General features: G+C 43.1%; 14 protein-coding genes and 1 pseudogene. 8 read left to right on the forward strand and 7 right to left on the reverse strand.

All coding sequences use genetic code 11. The features are described from left to right. Positions 1-32 precede the first annotated feature (32 nt). From nrfA to AB5217_RS20445, 4 genes are read left to right on the forward strand one after another with little or no spacing between them, the layout of a single operon-like run. Positions 33-1,514 (forward strand): ammonia-forming cytochrome c nitrite reductase, encoded by a 1,482-nt coding sequence (gene nrfA, locus AB5217_RS20430; RefSeq protein ID WP_004326655.1) that lies wholly within the window; start codon positions 33-35, stop codon positions 1,512-1,514. 12 nt (positions 1,515-1,526) lie between these two features. Further along, positions 1,527-2,762 (forward strand): cytochrome c biogenesis protein ResB, encoded by a 1,236-nt coding sequence (locus AB5217_RS20435; protein ID WP_004326656.1) that lies wholly within the window; start codon positions 1,527-1,529, stop codon positions 2,760-2,762. Further along, positions 2,759-3,550, forward strand: a complete 792-nt coding sequence (locus AB5217_RS20440) for a cytochrome c biogenesis protein (protein WP_004297090.1) — start codon at positions 2,759-2,761, stop codon at positions 3,548-3,550. The genes AB5217_RS20435 and AB5217_RS20440 overlap by 4 nt, the downstream gene beginning before the upstream one ends. Positions 3,551-3,579: 29 nt before the next feature. Continuing rightward, a complete protein-coding gene (locus AB5217_RS20445; RefSeq protein WP_004297089.1) occupies positions 3,580-4,860 on the forward strand; it encodes an alginate export family protein in 1,281 nt (426 codons plus the stop codon). Positions 4,861-4,926: 66 nt separating this feature from the next. Here the strand turns inward: AB5217_RS20445 and AB5217_RS20450 are convergent, their stop codons facing one another. From AB5217_RS20450 to AB5217_RS20475, 6 genes are all read right to left on the reverse strand, one after another. Beyond that, positions 4,927-5,688, reverse strand: a complete 762-nt coding sequence (locus AB5217_RS20450; RefSeq protein ID WP_004297088.1) for an NADPH-dependent oxidoreductase — start codon at positions 5,686-5,688, stop codon at positions 4,927-4,929. Positions 5,689-5,728: 40 nt separating this feature from the next. Then, a complete protein-coding gene (locus tag AB5217_RS20455) occupies positions 5,729-6,568 on the reverse strand; it encodes an aldo/keto reductase (protein ID WP_004326657.1) in 840 nt (279 codons plus the stop codon). Continuing rightward, entirely contained in the window at positions 6,565-7,758 is a 1,194-nt protein-coding gene (locus tag AB5217_RS20460) for an MFS transporter (protein ID WP_004326658.1), read from the reverse strand. Before AB5217_RS20460 ends, AB5217_RS20455 begins: the two co-directional genes overlap by 4 nt. A gap of 9 nt (positions 7,759-7,767) precedes the next feature. Then, positions 7,768-8,841 carry an alpha/beta hydrolase gene (locus tag AB5217_RS20465; protein WP_004321299.1) on the reverse strand — a complete coding sequence of 358 codons (1,074 nt, stop codon included), beginning with the start codon at positions 8,839-8,841 and terminating at the stop codon, positions 7,768-7,770. A 376-nt stretch (positions 8,842-9,217) separates the two neighbouring features. After that, positions 9,218-10,054, reverse strand: a complete 837-nt coding sequence (locus AB5217_RS20470; protein WP_004326659.1) for an AraC family transcriptional regulator — start codon at positions 10,052-10,054, stop codon at positions 9,218-9,220. 136 nt (positions 10,055-10,190) lie between these two features. Further along, the gene (locus AB5217_RS20475) at positions 10,191-10,880 is read right to left on the reverse strand and encodes a Crp/Fnr family transcriptional regulator (RefSeq protein ID WP_004304055.1); all 690 of its coding nucleotides are present in this window, start codon (positions 10,878-10,880) and stop codon (positions 10,191-10,193) included. 194 nt (positions 10,881-11,074) lie between these two features. On the opposite strand from AB5217_RS20475, the gene AB5217_RS20480 reads away from it, so the two are divergent. The 3 genes from AB5217_RS20480 to AB5217_RS20490 all read left to right on the forward strand — a co-directional run bounded on the left by AB5217_RS20480 (position 11,075) and on the right by AB5217_RS20490 (position 16,219). Next, positions 11,075-11,614 (forward strand): flavodoxin family protein, encoded by a 540-nt coding sequence (locus AB5217_RS20480; RefSeq protein WP_004326660.1) that lies wholly within the window; start codon positions 11,075-11,077, stop codon positions 11,612-11,614. A gap of 406 nt (positions 11,615-12,020) precedes the next feature. Next, the gene (locus AB5217_RS20485; RefSeq protein WP_004326661.1) at positions 12,021-12,842 is read left to right on the forward strand and encodes an MBL fold metallo-hydrolase; all 822 of its coding nucleotides are present in this window, start codon (positions 12,021-12,023) and stop codon (positions 12,840-12,842) included. 17 nt (positions 12,843-12,859) lie between these two features. Next, positions 12,860-16,219: a S41 family peptidase gene (locus tag AB5217_RS20490; protein WP_032844248.1), complete on the forward strand. Its 3,360-nt coding sequence runs from the start codon at positions 12,860-12,862 to the stop codon at positions 16,217-16,219. 156 nt (positions 16,220-16,375) lie between these two features. Here AB5217_RS20490 and AB5217_RS20495 read toward each other — a convergent pair whose 3' ends face one another. Further along, the gene (locus tag AB5217_RS20495; protein ID WP_004297076.1) at positions 16,376-17,047 is read right to left on the reverse strand and encodes a YczE/YyaS/YitT family protein; all 672 of its coding nucleotides are present in this window, start codon (positions 17,045-17,047) and stop codon (positions 16,376-16,378) included. A 155-nt stretch (positions 17,048-17,202) separates the two neighbouring features. Between AB5217_RS20495 and AB5217_RS20500 the strand changes: the two are divergent. Continuing rightward, a pseudogene (locus AB5217_RS20500) lies at positions 17,203-17,665 on the forward strand (AraC family transcriptional regulator); the annotation flags it as partial.

A 17,665-nucleotide genomic window follows, 5' to 3' on the forward strand; every position in this document is an offset into this window, starting at 1 on the left:
AATACGTAATAAAATAATAAAACCGATATACAATGGAAAAGAAATTAAAATCATGGCAAGGATGGCTGTTGTTCGGAGGTTCAATGGTCGTTGTATTTGTTTTGGGATTATGCGTTTCTGCGTTGATGGAACGGAGGGCGGAAGTTGCCAGCATTTTCAATAACCGTAAAAACGTTATCAAAGGGATTGAAGCACGAAATGAACTGTTTAAGAATGACTTTCCCCGTGAATACCAGACTTGGACGGAGACTGCAAAGACTGACTTTGAGAGTGAATTTAATGGAAATATTGCTGTAGATGCTTTGGAAAAACGTCCTGAAATGGTGATTCTATGGGCGGGATATGCTTTCTCAAAAGATTATTCCACTCCACGGGGACACATGCATGCCATTGAGGATATTACGGCATCTTTGCGTACCGGTTCGCCCATGAGCCCGACCGAAGGTCCTCAACCGTCTACCTGTTGGACTTGTAAGAGTCCGGATGTTCCCCGTATGATGGAGGCATTGGGTGTCGATTCTTTCTATAACAATAAATGGGGGGCTATGGGCGCCGAAATTGTGAATCCTATCGGATGCTCCGATTGTCATGATCCCGAAACAATGAATCTTCATATCAGTCGTCCCGCTTTGATAGAGGCTTTCCAACGTCAGGGTAAAGACATCACTAAAGCTACTCCGCAGGAGATGCGTTCATTGGTATGTGCACAATGTCATGTGGAATATTATTTCAAAGGGGATGGTAAGTATCTGACTTTCCCCTGGGACAAAGGTTTTACGGTAGAAGATATGGAGGCTTATTATGATGAGGCCGGTTTCTATGATTATATTCATAAATTGAGCCGTACTCCGATTCTGAAAGCACAGCATCCTGACTATGAGATTTGTCAGATGGGTATCCACGGACAGAGAGGTGTTTCTTGTGCCGATTGTCACATGCCGTATAAGAGTGAAGGTGGTGTGAAATTCAGCGATCACCATATCCAAAGCCCGTTGGCTATGATTGACCGCACCTGTCAGGTTTGTCACCGCGAAAGTGAAGAGACTTTACGTAATAATGTGTACGAACGCCAACGTAAAGCGAATGAAATCCGTAACCGTCTGGAACAGGAATTGGCAAAAGCACATATCGAAGCTAAATTTGCCTGGGACAAGGGTGCTACAGAAACACAGATGAAAGATGTGCTCGCACTGATTCGTCAGGCACAATGGCGTTGGGATTTCGGAGTAGCTTCACACGGAGGTTCTTTCCACGCACCGCAGGAAATTCAGAGAATTCTTTCTCATGGATTGGATCGTGCCATGCAAGCCCGTCTGGCTGTATCCAAAGTATTGGCAAAGAATGGATATACGGGAGATGTTCCGATGCCGGACATTTCAACAAAGGCAAAAGCACAGGAATATATCGGCTTGGATATGGATGCTGAAAGAGCGACTAAGGAGAAATTCCTGAAAACAACTGTTCCGGCATGGTTGGAGAAAGCGAAAGAAAACGGCCGTCTGGCACAGAAATAAGAGAATTTATATATGTGGAGCAAACCATGGAGTTATAAAGAAGGGCTGGTGATTGGCGCAGGATTACTGGTGATAGGGCTATTGCTGCAAATGACAGTGGGAGCCATACATTGGGACCTGTTTGCCTGTCCGGTCAATGTGATTGTGTTAGTGGTTTATATCATTGCTTTGGTAGCCATGCACCTTCTTCGCAAACGTGTCTATTTATTCGGATGGTTGAGTCATTATTCCGCTGCTGTCTCGTCTCTATTGTGGGTGGTCGGCATGACAGTAGTGATGGGACTGATCCGGCAGGCTCCTTCCGGTCATGCTCCGGCTGATCTGCTGGGATTTTCGCAGATGATTTCTTCCTGGCCTTTTGTCCTGCTCTACTTTTGGATGGTCACCGCCTTGGGGCTGACAATCCTTCGCACCGGTTTCTCTTTGAAGATCAGCAGGATTTCTTTCCTACTGAATCATATCGGATTGTTTATTGCACTGATAACAGCCACTTTGGGAAATGCCGATATGCAAAGGTTGAAAATGACAACCCGGATGGGAAGTGCCGAATGGCGGGCTACGGATGATAAAGGTCAACTGATTGAACTTCCGCTGGCTATCGAACTGAAGGATTTCACTATCGACGAATATCCTCCGAAACTGATGTTGATTGATAATGAAACCGGCCGTACGCTTCCCGAAAAATCTCCTGTACATGTATTGTTGGAAGAGGGAGTGACAAATGGCAGCTTGCAGGACTGGCAGCTAACTATTGAGCAATCTATTCCGATGGCTGCTTCTGTGGCTACCGAAGATATTTTGAAGTTTACTGAATTTCATTCGATGGGAGCGACTTATGCTGTCTATCTGAAAGCAGTCAATCAGAAGAATCAAACAACCAAAGAGGGATGGGTAAGTTGCGGTAGTTTTCTTTTTCCCTATAAGGCAATCCGGCTGGATTCTTTAACCAGTATTGTAATGCCGGAACGGGAACCGCAGCGATTTGTATCGGAAGTGAAGATTTACACACAAGAAGGAACGATCACGGGAGGAACCATTGAAGTGAACCGCCCGATGGAGATAGAAGGTTGGAAAATTTATCAACTTAGTTACGATGAAACAAAGGGACGATGGAGCGATATCAGTGTCTTCGAGTTGGTTCGCGATCCGTGGTTGCCGGTTGTTTACACAGGAATAATAATGATGATGGCAGGAGCCATCTGTCTGTTTGTCAGCGCACAAAAGAGGAAAGAGGAGGACAAAGCATGAGTTGGGAATACTTTATACTATTTGCAATAGCCGCACTGGTTTGTTGGGCTTTGGGAGCTTTTGCTGCCTGGAAAGGTACAAAAACGGGATGGGCTTATGGATTTACTTTCTTAGGTCTGGCTATTTTCTTCAGTTTCATTATCGGAATGTGGATTTCATTAGAACGTCCTCCGATGCGGACAATGGGAGAGACACGGCTGTGGTATTCTTTCTTCCTTCCGTTGGCGGGATTGATAACCTATGCACGCTGGAAGTATAAATGGATTTTAAGTTTCAGTTGCATCCTTTCATTGGTCTTTATTTGTATCAATATCTTCAAACCGGAGATTCATAATAAGACGTTGATGCCTGCTTTGCAAAGCCCGTGGTTTGCCCCTCATGTCATTGTGTATATGTTTGCTTATGCTATGTTGGGAGCGGCGACGGTGATGGCCGTCTATCTGCTTTGGTTCAAAAAGAAGGAGATTGAACGGAAAGAAATGGATTTGTGTGACAACCTCACCTATGTAGGTCTGGCATTTATGACATTAGGTATGCTTACCGGAGCTATCTGGGCAAAAGAAGCCTGGGGACATTACTGGGCTTGGGACCCGAAAGAGACTTGGGCGGCAGCTACCTGGTTCGCTTATCTGGTGTATATCCATTTCAGATTGGGCAAGCCATTGAAGGCACGTCCTGCGTTGATTATTCTGTTAGTATCATTTGTCCTGTTGCAAATGTGCTGGTATGGAATCAATTACCTTCCGGCCGCGCAAGGAGTCAGTGTGCATACTTATAATTTAAATTGAAATATCGAATCACTTAAACTTCAATATCAATGAAAACACTTTATTGGTCATTCTTGCTTATGCTATTGCCAAGCATGGCATATACACAAAACACGGAGAAAGAGAATGAATTTACGATGTCTATGCAAATCAGACCTCGTGCGGAGTATCGGAATGGTGCATTGACTCCACGGGATGAAGGGGTAGCTCCTACATCTTTCATCAATAACCGTGCACGCCTCTCGATGGATTATAAACGTTCGGATCTGGAACTAAAGATGTCGGCACAGCATGTCGGTGTTTGGGGACAAGACCCGCAGATTGAGAAGAATGGGCGTTTTATGTTGAATGAGGCTTGGGCGAAACTGAACTTTGGTGAAGGGTTCTTTGCTCAACTGGGACGTCAGTCATTGATTTATGATGATGAACGTATTTTGGGAGGACTGGATTGGAATGTAGCGGGCCGTTACCACGATGCATTGAAGCTGGGATATGCCAACAAAAATAATGAAGTCCATCTGATTCTTGCTTTTAACCAGAATAATGACAATAGAACAAGTGGAGGTACTTACTATGATTCTTCTACCGGACAGCCTTATAAGAATATGCAAACCGTCTGGTATCATTATAAAGCGGATAATGTTCCGTTCGGAGCTTCTTTATTGTTTATGAATCTGGGATTGGAAACGGGTGATAAAGCCACGGATGATTCTCATACCCGCTATTTACAAACAATGGGTACTTACCTCACTTATAAGAATAGTAACTGGAATCTGGATGGTGCTTTCTACTATCAGATGGGTAAGAATAAAGCTGCGGAGAAAGTTTCAGCTTTGATGGGTAGCATACAAGCCGCCTATACGTTTAATCAGACATGGGGAGCCGTGGCTAGTTTTGATTATTTAAGCGGTGATAAAGGAAATGGCGGTAAGTATAAGGCTTTTGATCCTCTTTATGGGACCCATCATAAATTCTATGGAGCAATGGATTATTTTTATGCTTCTACATTTGCAAACGGTTATGCACCGGGATTGATGGATGCTCGTATCGGAGGTCGTTTCCGTCTATCTGGCAAGGTAGATATGGAACTTAATTACCATTATTTTAGTACAGCAGTTAAAGTTCAGGATTTAAAGAAATCATTAGGTTCGGAAGTTGATTATCAGATTAACTGGTCGATCATGAAAGATGTGAAACTCTCTGCCGGATATTCTTTTATGCGTGGTACGAAGACGATGGACGCTGTGAAAACCGGCAATCATAAAAGCTGGCAGGATTGGGGATGGGTATCGTTGAATATCAATCCGAAAGTATTTTTCACTAAATGGTAGAGAAATAAACAGAATGATGAGAATCCCGGTTGACTTATGTTGACCGGGATTTTAGGACTTTGATCTCTATACCGAATATCTGCTTTTAGCCGAGGTAAATCCCTGTTGACTTAAGGCATCCGCAACTCCTTTGTAATGAAACGGATGTCGGTAGAAATCAGCTGCCAGGTCTGTCCAGTTGCCTACACGATTATTCCATGGACGTTCTTTAAGATAATGGGCGTAGATAACGTCATATTCAGCGAGTTTATCTTTTAAATCAGTCTTATATGTCTCTTCGAAAAAGACAGCCTGTTGTGGAAAACGAGGCTTTAATCCCGGTTCTTCTGCGGGGTAGCCGATACATAATCCCAACATAGGAAAGACATATTCCGGAAGTTGCAATTCATGGACAATTTCCAGCGCATTTTTACGTACATCTCCAATAGGGACTGTTCCCAATCCCAATGATTCGGCAGCCACGACAGCCGCTTCGAGAGCGATACCGACTTCATGAGCTCCCACGAGCAATGTGTCAATGTCCTGCATTACTTCATCGAGCGTTTGCTCTTTCTTATGGCAGGCAAGAGCCACCCTATGGTAATCAGTACAGAACACGAGGAATACGGGAGCTTCGGCAATGTGTACCTGATTTCCGCATAATTCGGCTAAACGTCTTCTATGGTCGGTATTCTTTACTGCAATTATGGAAACGAGTTGCAGGTTTACCCAGTTCGGTGCGGCTTGTACGGCACGGATGATGGAGTTTAAATCTTCATCGCTTACCGTTCTGTCGGTGTATGAACGGATGGAACGATGTGCCAGCATACTATCTATGACTTTATTCATTTTTCTTATTATAGTTCATAATTTATAGCATTTCATGTTATTACCAACCTGCCAAAGGTATTTTCCGTGTCGGTGTGGGAAACACGGTATCCAAATCATACAAATCTTCCTTTGTCAGATGAATGGAAAGGCTTCGGAAATTATCTTCCACATGGGCTACATTGCCGGCTTTGGGTATGGCAATGATACCGGATTGACGCATAGTCCACGATAATGCGATTTGTGCGGGCGATACATCGTGTCGCCGGGCGATTTCCACCAATGTAGGGTGGCGCAGAAGTCGTCCTTCTCCGATCGGCGAATAGGCCATAAGCGGCATTCTACGGGCAGCGCACCACGGCATGAGGTCGAACTCTATGCCCCGGTCGCCGAGGTTATAGAGTACCTGATCGGTGGCGCAGCCGCTTCCACCGGACAGTGAAACAATACGTTCCATGTCGGCTGTGTCCATATTACTGACACCCCATAAACGGATTTTTCCCTCTTGTTGCAATTCGGTCATCGCCCGAACGGTTTCTTCATAAGGATGGCGTCCTTTCCAGTGCAACAGGTAGAGGTCGATATACTCCGTTCCGAGCTTCAGCAAACTTCGTTCACAGGCGAGTTTCGTTCCACGATAGCTTGCATTACTCGGTAAAACTTTGCTCACGAGAAGCACTTTCTCTCTACAGTCGCGGACAGCTTCGCCTACCAGTTCCTCGTTGTCGTACATCTCGGCAGTATCGACAAGGTTCATTCCCAGTTCGATGCCATGTTGTAATGCCCGTATTTCTTCATGCCGCCGTGCGGCGGATTGTCCCATTTTCCATGTGCCTTGTCCCAACGGACAAACAGTTTGTCCATTTGGGAAAGTGATTATTGGTCGTTCTGTTTTCTTCATATTGTCACTGCCATTATGTGTTTATTGCGGCTCATTAAGCTATTCCTGATAATAATGCTTGCCACTCCGACAAGCAGGAATGCCACAGCTCCCAACGGAGATGATTGTGTTCCCCATACGGTTATGAACATGCCACATATTGCCGTTCCCAACGTTGTTCCGAGATTTGCGGCGGTCAGGAACAATCCGTTGGCAAAATCGGGTGCTTCGGTTGCCGACGTAGATACCATGAATTGATTCCCGTTATTTGCAATACCTGCGAATATTCCCAATATCAGAATGACGATTGACGTTGGTATGGTCAGTTTCCCTAGTCCGTAAAGTACGAGATAAAGTATCGCCATGATGGCAGGTACGTATTTCAACGTGGCGAAAGGACGTTGTGCCAACAACTTTCCGGCTGCGATATTTCCGACGATATTTGCCATGCCGTAAACAAACAGCAGAAGGCTGATTACCTTGAAGGAGACATCTGTAACCGTTATCAGGTAATCGGACAAGTAGCTGTAAAATCCGAACATGGCTGCATTCATCAGTAATGCCGCAAGGAAGGAGTTCCACAATACGGGCTTTCTCAATACGCTGAGTTGTGTGCCATACGATAACCGTTCCTTAACGGGCATGGACGGTATGAGGAAAATAGTGGCGAGCAGTACAAATGCATTGACAACGGTAAAAAATACCATTGCTGCAGAGAATGAAAATTCACTGGCGATGTAGCTCGTCACGGGCACTCCGAGCACCATTCCTGCCGATACTCCGGCAAAGATTTTGGAAACGGCTTTCGGAGCATCCTCCCGACTAACGGAAGAGGCTGCGGTTGAGAAAGCGATGGATACATAGAGCGGATGAAAGAATGCCGGAATCGCACGGGTTATCAACAGTACGGTAAAGTTCGTCGTGAAGACCGAAACGAGGTTGGAAATCACGAACACGGACAAGGCGAGCACCATGACCGTTTTACGGTTTACCCGTGAAAAAAGTAACGGTACGACGGGAGCAGAGAAGACAATGATCAGCGCAAAGAGGCTGACCGTCCAACCCGCATCCGGCACCGTAACACCGAAGGTTTCGGCAATGATAGGGATGATGCCCACTACTCCCATTTCAGTATTCAATATTCCGAATACTCCGAGTGTGAGGATGAACATCAACAAGTGGTTATGCTTATTTTTAGTTGATATACTCATGTTTTTATTTTATTTGAGGTTTGACTTGAAAAATGCTTCCAGTTTGTCAAACGGAATCTTCCGGTCGTAAAGGTCGGTGTGGTTGGCTCCGGGAACGATTAGTAACTCCTTGTTGTTGCCCTTGAGGCGTTTGAAGGCATCCTCGCTGAAATAACGCGAATGGGCATTTTCGCCGTGAATGAGCAATACAGCATTATCAATCTCGTGGATATAGGTTAACAATGGCATATTGATGAACGAAAGAGCCATCGTGGGGTTCCATGCACCATTAGAATTGATGGCACGGGCGTGAAAAGCACGTTCAGTCTTGTAATAATCGAAGTAGTCTTTGACGAATTGCGGCTCGTCGCCCTTGATGCTAGTGGGCAGACCGGGCGTACCGGGAGTGGCCGTGCCGTTCTGTGCATCACGGGTCCGGATAGCATTCATCGCCTCGCGTTTGTTGCGGCGTACTTCGGCACTGTCCTCGGCATCGAAATAGCCGTTGGCATTCACGCGGCTCATATCGTACATTGTAGAAGCTACTGTTGCTTTGATGCGCGTGTCCATTGCCGCGGCATTCAGTCCCATACCACCGAATCCGCAGATGCCGATGATACCGATGCGTTTGGCATCTACATTGGGGTGTGCAATCAGGAAATCCACTGCCGCGCTAAAATCTTCGGTGTTGATGTCGGGCGATGCCACATTACGGGGTTCGCCACCGCTCTCGCCCGTATAAGAGGGGTCGAACGCAAGGGTGAGGAATCCGCGTTCGGCCATTGTCTGCGCATAAAGTCCCGATGACTGTTCCTTCACAGCCCCGAAAGGGCCGCTAACGGCAATGGCAGGGAGTTTACTTTCGATATTCTTGGGTTCGTACAAGTCGGCGGCAAGTGTGATGCCATAGCGGTTTTTGAAAGTTACTTTACGATGATTAACCTTGTCGCTCTGTGGGAACTTTTTGTCCCATTCCTGTGTAAGATTCAATGTGTCCATATGATTACTTGTTTTTTGATTTGTAATACCGTTCGTGCAGCCGGTAAGCAACCCCATACTTAACAAGGCTGCGATAGCTGCGGATTTAAAATTCGCTGTTCTCATCATTCTATTATTTAAATGGTTATTGTTCTATTTCATATTGCAAAGGTACGGCTATAAAATAAGCGGCACATTATTGTCGGGCTCAAAAGGAGTTACTCAAAAGCTCAACTATCTATTTTCTTAAAAGCTCCATGCAAATGGCAGGAAAAGTAGTTCTGAATTTATGATAATCAAGTTTGGCGGTGGACAATATGGCATCAGCATACACATTGCTATGAAGATTGTATACTCTATATTTTCCGGTAAATTATCAGGGCTGCCCTTACCGTAAGGTTACTGTAAGGAACAAGCTGTAAGTTGATATTTAAGCCTCACTGCGATGTCGCAGTGAGGCTTAAATAATTTAATTAAAAAACTCAATATATTTTGCTCCGATTTACACGAATGTGTCGGTCGGCGGCATACCGTACTGTTTTTTGAAGGCGGTTGAGAAGTGAGACGGGTTCTTGAAACCGATTTCGGCATAAACATCCACGACCTTTTTGCCGCCCTCTTTCATCAGGGCGTAAGCTACTTCGAGTCGTTTACGGATAAACCATTTTTCGGGAGTGAGGTCGCTGATTTTCTTGAAATCCCGTTTGAATGTGGCAAGGCTGCGTCCCGTGTAGTGTGCCATCTCTTCCATCGTGAGCTCGTACATGTAGTTCTCGTTCATAAATTCCAGAATATCTATTTTCCACGGTTCATTGAAGTCGAAAAGCGTCGGCGCGAACTTTTTGTTGATATGTAATAATGCGAGCAGACCTTCCTGCAATTTCAGTTGCATCAGGTCATCCACAGGTTTCACCTTCGGATCGAAGTAGGGCGTCATCGAAGCGAACAGACTGGCGAGTTCGGCCGTTTTCGGAAGTTTTATCACTCCGGAATTGAGTTTCGCGGTATTGGTCGGTACTTTACGTTGTTCCAACTTACCGTACATTTCACGTAAGAAACGACGTGTGAACATCAGGAAGATACCGCAGTAGCGTTCACCATCTTTCGTCTTCTTGTACATCGTAATGTGATGGTCGCGCGGTATGAAGACGCATTCGCCTTTTCCGACATGAATTTGCTCATTGCCATTGTCGAGAATCATCTCACCCGAATAGACGTAATTGATGGCATATTCGCGGGAACGATGTACGCAGCCGCTGAGGTCATCATAGAAGAAGCTGTAGAATACATCGTTGTAATTGAAGATAAGCTTCATTTGCCCTAATTGTTCATCTGTCATATTTTTTTGCTTTTCTTTCTGATTGCAAATATAGCAAAAACAGTTTTATTTCTCTTCGGCTCATTTATATATTTAACTTGTTTTCGATATAAGAGCCAAATTATTCCTTAGTTTCAACCCTGCCCCTGTTTCTTTATTATATGAATTTCTCTAAAGCGGCCTTATTCAAAATTTCCACCCGTTTCCCTTCCATAGTGATAAGCCCTTCCTTGATAATCTTATTAATTTCTTTCGATAAGGCGGGACGTGATACATTCAGGTATTCGGCAAGTTGGGATTGCGTATGTGTAATCTCCACTATCAGGGAATCTTTCTTCTTGTGCTCGAACAGATAAACGATAAATCTTTCCCGAACAGTCTTGCGGGAGAGTGGTTTCAGACGTGATACGGTACAGATATTGCAATTGCCTGCAATGCAGAGAAAATTGTGCAATACTTGCGGGTCCTGGCTGATAACTTTAAAGGTAGAATCCTTTGTTGCCATAAGTATCACACTGTCCTCAAGGGCAGTGAAAGTAGCCGGCAATGTGTTGTCCGAGCTAAAAAGATGTGGAGTGGCAAAAGTGCGTGGCGCAATGATATATTCAATCATCACTTCATTTCCCAGTCCGTCGATAATATCCGTGCGCAATTTCCCTTCCAACAACACATACAGTTTGTTGCAAGGCGTTCCCTGCGTAACAACTATCTCTTTCTTGTTTGCTATATAGACTACGAAATCTAGTTTCTCCAATAGGGATTCTTTAATGTTTAAGGGCAAATTCCGAAAAAGGGGGATTTGAAACAGCTTTTCTTTATGTGTGTCGGTCAGTTGTATTTTTTTCATTGTATCATGTTGTTCGTATTGTGGACAAAGATATAAATTAAATATTGGTAGAAAAAATCTTTTGTTATGTTTGAATCTGTAATCTGGGTATATTTCTCTGTAATTTATATACATTCGCTATGTTATAAATTGTCTATTTTTGCAGAGTGAAAAGACTGATTAATTCTGAAAGATGAAAGTAATAAAAGAAAGTTATGGCTAAAAAAGTTTTGATAATTTCGTCCAGTCCACGTAAAGGTGGTAATTCGGATTTGCTTTGTGATGAATTTATGAAAGGTGCTATTGAGGCGGGCAATGAAGTAGAGAAGATTTTTCTGAAAGACAAAACGGTTCATCCTTGTACGGGATGCAGTGTTTGCAGTATGTACGGTAAACCTTGTCCGCAGAAGGATGATGCAGTGGAAATCGTGGAGAAGATGATTGCTGCCGATGTGATTGTAATGGCAACCCCGGTCTATTTTTACACCATGTGCGGGCAGATGAAGATAATGATTGACCGCTGTTGCGCACGTTATACGGAAATAACCAATAAGGAATTTTATTTCATTATTGCGGCAGCAGAAAACGATAAAGCAATGATGGAGCGTACTATCGACGGCTTCCGTGGCTTCCTCGATTGCTTGGAAGGACCACTGGAAAAAGGGACGGTCTATGGAATCGGTGCATGGAAAGTAGGAGAGATTAAAGATACTCCCTACATGCAGGAAGCATATAATATGGGAAAGATGGTGTAACTGTTTGTTTTCCATATTAAAGATATTCATAAAGAATATGATAAATGGATTTGTTCGAATATTTGAGATATAGTTTTGAACTTAACTTTTAAAACCTGACGGGAAATCTGGAAAAGACGGTTATGTTTTCCAGATTTTCCGCCGTCTTTTTTTATAAGAAGAGGGGAAAAGGTGAGGGTAGTGAGGGAGGATTTCTAACATTCGTGTTTTTTTTTAGAGAAAATATAGATAGGAAAAAATAAAATATAAAAATAAAAGGTTGCAATTCCTCCCTCACTACCCTCACCTTTTTCCCCTTTTTACGATTACTTAATTGACTGGATTGCTTGTTCTGCCACAGAATTATTATAATTTTGTGGCAGAACTTTTTATTTTGTATAATTCGTTTGATAACTAACTAAGTGTCATGGGCTATAAAATAACGACTCTTGTGGAGAATTGTGTCTATGGACGTAAATTGCAGGCAGAGCATGGTCTTTCTCTTTATATTGAGACATCGGGACATCGGTTACTTTTCGATACGGGAGCATCCGACTTGTTTATCCGTAACGCCCGCTTGTTGCATATTGACTTGCAAAAAGTCGATTATTTGATATTATCTCATGGTCATAGCGATCATACGGGCGGACTACGTTATTTTTTTGAATTGAATACGCAGGCAACCGTTGTCTGTAAGCGTGAGGTTTTTTCTCCTAAATTCAAGGATGAACGTGAGAACGGGATGATGCATACACAAAACCTCGATCGTTCCCGTTTCCGCTTTATTACAAAGCAGACCGAACTGCTTCCCGGAGTTTTCCTTTTTCCCTCTATTGATATTATAAATCAGGCAGATACCCATTTTGAACGTTTTTGGGTTCAGCAAGAAGATGGATGCAAAATACCGGATACTTTTCAGGATGAATTGGCGGTGGTATTGGTGGAACCAGAAGGATTTTCCGTATTAAGTGCCTGTTCTCATCGGGGAATAACCAATATTTTGCGTACGGTTCAGGCTGCCTTTCCCGAATCTCCTTGTAAGTTACTTCTGGGAGGTTTTCATATCCATAATGCGGAAAAACAAAAATATCAGGTCATTGCAGATTATTTACAGGAATATCTTCCCCGACAGATTGGCGTTTGTCATTGTACGGGAGTGGATAAATATGCCTTCTTTTACAAGGACTTTGGTGACAGCACATTTTATAATTACACGGGAAAACTAATTCAAACCGATTTATCGGAATAAATTTATAATAATTTGATATGAGGAAACTAATAACTTCTTTAGCGCTGGTACTATCAGCATTATCCAGCTATGCAATTACTCCTTTGTGGATGCGTGATGCACGTATATCACCGGATGGATCAGAAATTGTTTTTTGTTACAAGGGTGACATTTATAAAGTCCCTGCACAAGGAGGAACAGCTGTTCAACTCACCACACAAACCTCTTATGAAGCCAATCCGGTTTGGTCGCCCGATGGCAAGCAAATTGCGTTTGCCAGTGACCGGAATGGAAATTTTGACTTATTCATTATGCCTGCTGACGGAGGTGCCGCCCGGCGACTGACCTATCATTCTGCATCAGAAATACCGTCGGCTTTTACTCCGGATGGAAAGTATGTCTTTTTCTCTGCCTCTATACAGGATCCGGCAAGCAGTGCCCTGTTTCCTACAGGAGCGATGACGGAATTATATAAAGTTCCTGTTGCCGGCGGACGTACCGAGCAAGTGCTGGGCACTCCTGCCGAACTGGTCTGTTTTGATAAAACAGGGAAGAACTTTCTTTATCAGGATCGTAAAGGGTTTGAAGATGAATGGAGAAAGCATCATACTTCTTCCATTACGAGAGATATCTGGTTATATAATACCCAAACGGGAAAACATACGAACCTGACAAACCGGGGAGGAGAGGACCGTAATCCTGTGTATGCACCTGATGGTAATGCTGTCTATTTTTTAAGTGAGCGTGATGGAGGTTCCTTCAATGTGTATACTTTCTTTTTGAATACTCCACAGGAAGTGAAAGCTGTGACTACTTTCAAAACTCACCCGGTACGTTTTTTGTCTGTCAGCGATAAAGGTACCTTATGTTATACCTATGATGGTGAGTTATACACACAGAAGTCTGGTGCACGTCCGGAAAAAGTAAAAGTAGAATTGGTCCGTGATGATGAGCAGCAGCTTGCTACACTTAAATTCTCACAGGGAGCAACTTCCGCTTCTGTATCTCCGGACGGTAAACAAATTGCTTTTATTGTACGTGGTGATGTGTTCGTGACTTCAACTGATTATGCTACCACCAAGCAAATCACAAATACTCCGGCAAAAGAAGCTGCCGTTTCTTTTGCTCCGGACAACCGGACACTGGTTTATGCCAGCGAGCGAACCGGTAACTGGCAACTTTATACCGCCAAAATAAGTCGTAAGGAAGACCCGAATTTCCCTAATGCCACTCTTATTGAAGAGGAAGTATTATTACCGTCTAAAACGGTAGAACGTACTTATCCGCAATATTCACCGGACGGTAAAGAATTGGCTTTTATCGAAGACCGTAATCGTTTGATGGTACTCAATTTGAAAACAAAAAAGGTACGTCAGGTAACGGATGGTTCTACATGGTATAACACCGGAGGAGGATTCGATTACGAATGGTCGCCTGATGGTAAATGGTTCACTCTTGAATTTATAGGCAACCGTCACGATCCTTATTCGGATGTAGGCATTGTCAGCGCACAGGGAGGGGCAATTACTAATCTGACAAATAGTGGATATATCAGTGGTGCTCCGCGTTGGGTACTCGATGGGAATGCTATTCTTTTCCAAACCGAACGCTATGGTATGCGTGCGCACGCTTCCTGGGGATCGCAGCAAGATGTGATGTTGGTGTTTCTCAATCAGGATGCTTATGATCGTTACCGTTTGAGTAAGGAAGATTTCGAATTACTCAAGGAATTTGAAAAGGAACAGAAGAAGGCAAAGGAGAAAGACGATGAGAAGACGAAAGACGGAAAGAAGTCTAAGGCGGAAAAAGCAGATAAAGGAAATGCTAACAAGGGAAAGACTGATAAAAGCAAGGCCGACAAGGAAAAGAGCAAAGTAGATAGCAGCAAAGACAGTAATCAGGATGAGTCTGCTGATGATAAGGCAGATCAAAAAGAGATACTTGTCGAGCTGAACGGCATTGAAGACCGTATCGTACGTTTGACTCCCAATTCTTCCGACTTGGGTAGTGCCATACTTTCAAAAGACGGGGAAGATCTTTACTATTTCTCCGCGTTCGAAGGTGGATATGACCTTTGGAAAATGAATCTCCGTGAAAAAGATACGAAGCGTCTGCACAAACTCAATACCGGTTGGGCATCGTTGATGTTGGACAAAAAAGGAGATATCTTTTTGTTGGGAAGCCGGATTATGCAAAAGATGGATGCCAAGTCGGATGCGTTGAAGTCCATCAGCTATCAGGCTGAAATGAAAATGGACTTGGCTGCCGAACGTGAAACGATGTTTGACCATGTGTACAAACAACATCAAAAACGTTTTTACAATGTCAATATGCACGGGGTTGACTGGGATGCTATGACTAATGCTTATCGTAAGTTCTTGCCTCATATTGATAACAATTATGACTTTGCAGAATTATTGAGTGAGTGGTTGGGTGAGCTGAATGTTTCACATACCGGAGGACGTTATTCTCCCAAAGGAAAAGGAGATGTCACTTCTAATCTCGGACTTTTGTTCGACTGGGATTATCAGGGAAAAGGAATGCAGATTGCCGAAGTAATAGAAAAAGGTCCGTTCGATCATTCACGTACCAAAGTAAAGGTTGGTTGCATCATTGAAAAGATTAATGGAGAAGAGATAACTCTCGATAATGACATAACCTGTCTGCTGAATAATAAAGCAGGGAAAAAAACATTGATTTCAATCTACAATCCACAAAATAAAGAGCGTTGGGAAGAAGTGGTGATGCCGGTCACCAACGGGCAACTGAATGGATTGTTATACAAACGTTGGGTAAAACAACGTGCGGCAGATGTTGAAAAATGGTCGAAAGGACGTTTGGGATATGTTCATATTCAGTCGATGGGAGATGATAGCTTCCGTACTGTATACTCGGACATTCTGGGAAAATATAACAACTGCGAAGGCATTGTGATTGATACCCGTTTCAACGGTGGTGGCCGTCTGCATGAAGATATTGAAATACTGTTCAGTGGTCAGAAGTATTTCACACAAGTAGTGCGTGGACGTGAAGCCTGTGATATGCCGAGCCGTCGTTGGAACAAACCTTCCATTATGTTGCAATGTGAGGCCAACTACTCGAATGCACACGGAACTCCGTGGGTATATAAACATCAAAAGATTGGCAAACTTGTCGGTATGCCTGTTCCGGGTACTATGACAAGTGTGTCTTGGGAAACTTTACAAGATCCTTCACTGGTCTTTGGTATTCCTATCGTCGGTTATCGTTTGCCTGACGGCAGTTATTTGGAAAATACCCAATTGGAACCGGATGTAAAGGTTGCCAATAATCCGGAAACAGTAGTCAAAGGAGAGGATACCCAACTAAAGGTGGCTGTGGATGAACTTCTGAAAGAGATAGATAGTCAGAAGAAGTAAATACGAGTATAATTATATCTAAAATAAAGAGTCGCTTCTTTGAAAGAATCAATCAGATTCTAACAGAGAAGCGACTTTCTTTTATAGTGATTTTCTTATATTGACCTTTTTATATGACTCCTTTTATAAGGCGTTTATTTTAAATAGATATAGGGCTTACTTCCAGACCGGCAGTAATCTATGGAGGGTTTTTCTAGTCATTATCTTCTGATTCAGGAAGCTGACGATATACCCCGTTATACAAGCGGCAATGAGTGATCCTTCTCGTACTCCCTGAATACCTTGAGTCAGCAGCAGCGAGAGAATCACGGCTAATGTAACCAAAGTAATATCAAAATAAACTTTGAACTTTCCAAATTCCTTGTTATAATGGCGGGATGCATATTTCACAAATGCTTCTGCGCTCATCATGGCTACTTTTGGTTTCAGTTCAAGCACTACTCCGATAGACTGCACCATGCATCCTGTAAGTAATAAAGCAATCGACATACCATAATTAGCGGGATGCAGTTCGCTTGTCAGCATCATATTGAAATCAATGAATGCCGAAAAGATAAAAGAGAACGGTAGTTGAAGAAGAATTTCAATAATATCTTGTCGGGTTCTATTCTTTCGGATTAACCAGAACTGTCCCAGGATAAGCACCATGTTGATGATAAATGTGCAAGTACCCAACGATAAAGGACTATTCAGGCTTAATACATAATTGATGCTCGATATGGGAGTAGTTCCCAATGCCGAGCGTATAATCAACACGATACCTGCCGCTAAAAAATAGAGTCCGATAACAAACACTAAATACCTCTTAAAAATCTCTTTCATTTCCATGTCTTTTTAACCTCTTTCTATTGATTCCTTTCTCATGTATTGAAAAGGATATGCAAAGGTCTTGTTTTTTACTCTGAAATAGATTATCTAATTCCATACAGTTTTTGTCATATCCGAAACAAATCGTATTTTTACGTCATAAAATAAAGGTGTAAATGGTAAAATCTCGTATATTTGATAATACACAATTGTTGAAGGAGCATCCTGAACTTCCTCATTATAAAGAGGAGGTAGTCTGTTTCCGGAGTGAATATAAAGATAGAAGTTATCCGGCAAATGAATGTTATTTCAATCGGGAGCTTTATATGATATTCGTTCTTGAAGGCCGTTCGGAAATTCTACTGAATGGAGAGTTTATTGCGATAGAACCGAATATGTTACTTATTCACGGAGCAAATTATCTCACGGAACATCTTTATTCAAGCCGGGATATTAAATTTATCACTCTCGCCCTTTCCGAATCTATGCGGACGGACGATTCATATCTGACACAAATCACGGCAATCCTGTTGGCAACCATGAGGCGGAATAAGCAATATACGATTCAGTTGACAGAGTATGAAGCTCAAATCATCCATAAGGAGCTGGAAGTATTGATGCATCTGATGAATATTGAAC

Source organism: Bacteroides sp. MSSM.1001136sp1_RTP21357st2_D2_RTP21359_211015 (genome assembly GCF_040913205.1).
Classification (GTDB): Bacteria; Bacteroidota; Bacteroidia; order Bacteroidales; family Bacteroidaceae; genus Bacteroides; species Bacteroides ovatus.

Excerpts from the sequence above, each read along its gene's own strand:
- nrfA (WP_004326655.1), top strand. The coding sequence starts at position 33 with ATGGAAAAGAAATTAAAATCATGGCAAGGATGGCTGTTGTTCGGAGGT.
- AB5217_RS20435 (WP_004326656.1), top strand. The coding sequence starts at position 1,527 with ATGTGGAGCAAACCATGGAGTTATAAAGAAGGGCTGGTGATTGGCGCA.
- AB5217_RS20440 (WP_004297090.1), top strand. The coding sequence starts at position 2,759 with ATGAGTTGGGAATACTTTATACTATTTGCAATAGCCGCACTGGTTTGT.
- AB5217_RS20445 (WP_004297089.1), top strand. The coding sequence starts at position 3,580 with ATGAAAACACTTTATTGGTCATTCTTGCTTATGCTATTGCCAAGCATG.
- AB5217_RS20450 (WP_004297088.1), bottom strand. The coding sequence starts at position 5,688 with ATGAATAAAGTCATAGATAGTATGCTGGCACATCGTTCCATCCGTTCA.
- AB5217_RS20455 (WP_004326657.1), bottom strand. The coding sequence starts at position 6,568 with ATGAAGAAAACAGAACGACCAATAATCACTTTCCCAAATGGACAAACT.
- AB5217_RS20460 (WP_004326658.1), bottom strand. The coding sequence starts at position 7,758 with ATGAGTATATCAACTAAAAATAAGCATAACCACTTGTTGATGTTCATC.
- AB5217_RS20465 (WP_004321299.1), bottom strand. The coding sequence starts at position 8,841 with ATGAGAACAGCGAATTTTAAATCCGCAGCTATCGCAGCCTTGTTAAGT.
- AB5217_RS20470 (WP_004326659.1), bottom strand. The coding sequence starts at position 10,054 with ATGACAGATGAACAATTAGGGCAAATGAAGCTTATCTTCAATTACAAC.
- AB5217_RS20475 (WP_004304055.1), bottom strand. The coding sequence starts at position 10,880 with ATGAAAAAAATACAACTGACCGACACACATAAAGAAAAGCTGTTTCAA.
- AB5217_RS20480 (WP_004326660.1), top strand. The coding sequence starts at position 11,075 with ATGGCTAAAAAAGTTTTGATAATTTCGTCCAGTCCACGTAAAGGTGGT.
- AB5217_RS20485 (WP_004326661.1), top strand. The coding sequence starts at position 12,021 with ATGGGCTATAAAATAACGACTCTTGTGGAGAATTGTGTCTATGGACGT.
- AB5217_RS20490 (WP_032844248.1), top strand. The coding sequence starts at position 12,860 with ATGAGGAAACTAATAACTTCTTTAGCGCTGGTACTATCAGCATTATCC.
- AB5217_RS20495 (WP_004297076.1), bottom strand. The coding sequence starts at position 17,047 with ATGGAAATGAAAGAGATTTTTAAGAGGTATTTAGTGTTTGTTATCGGA.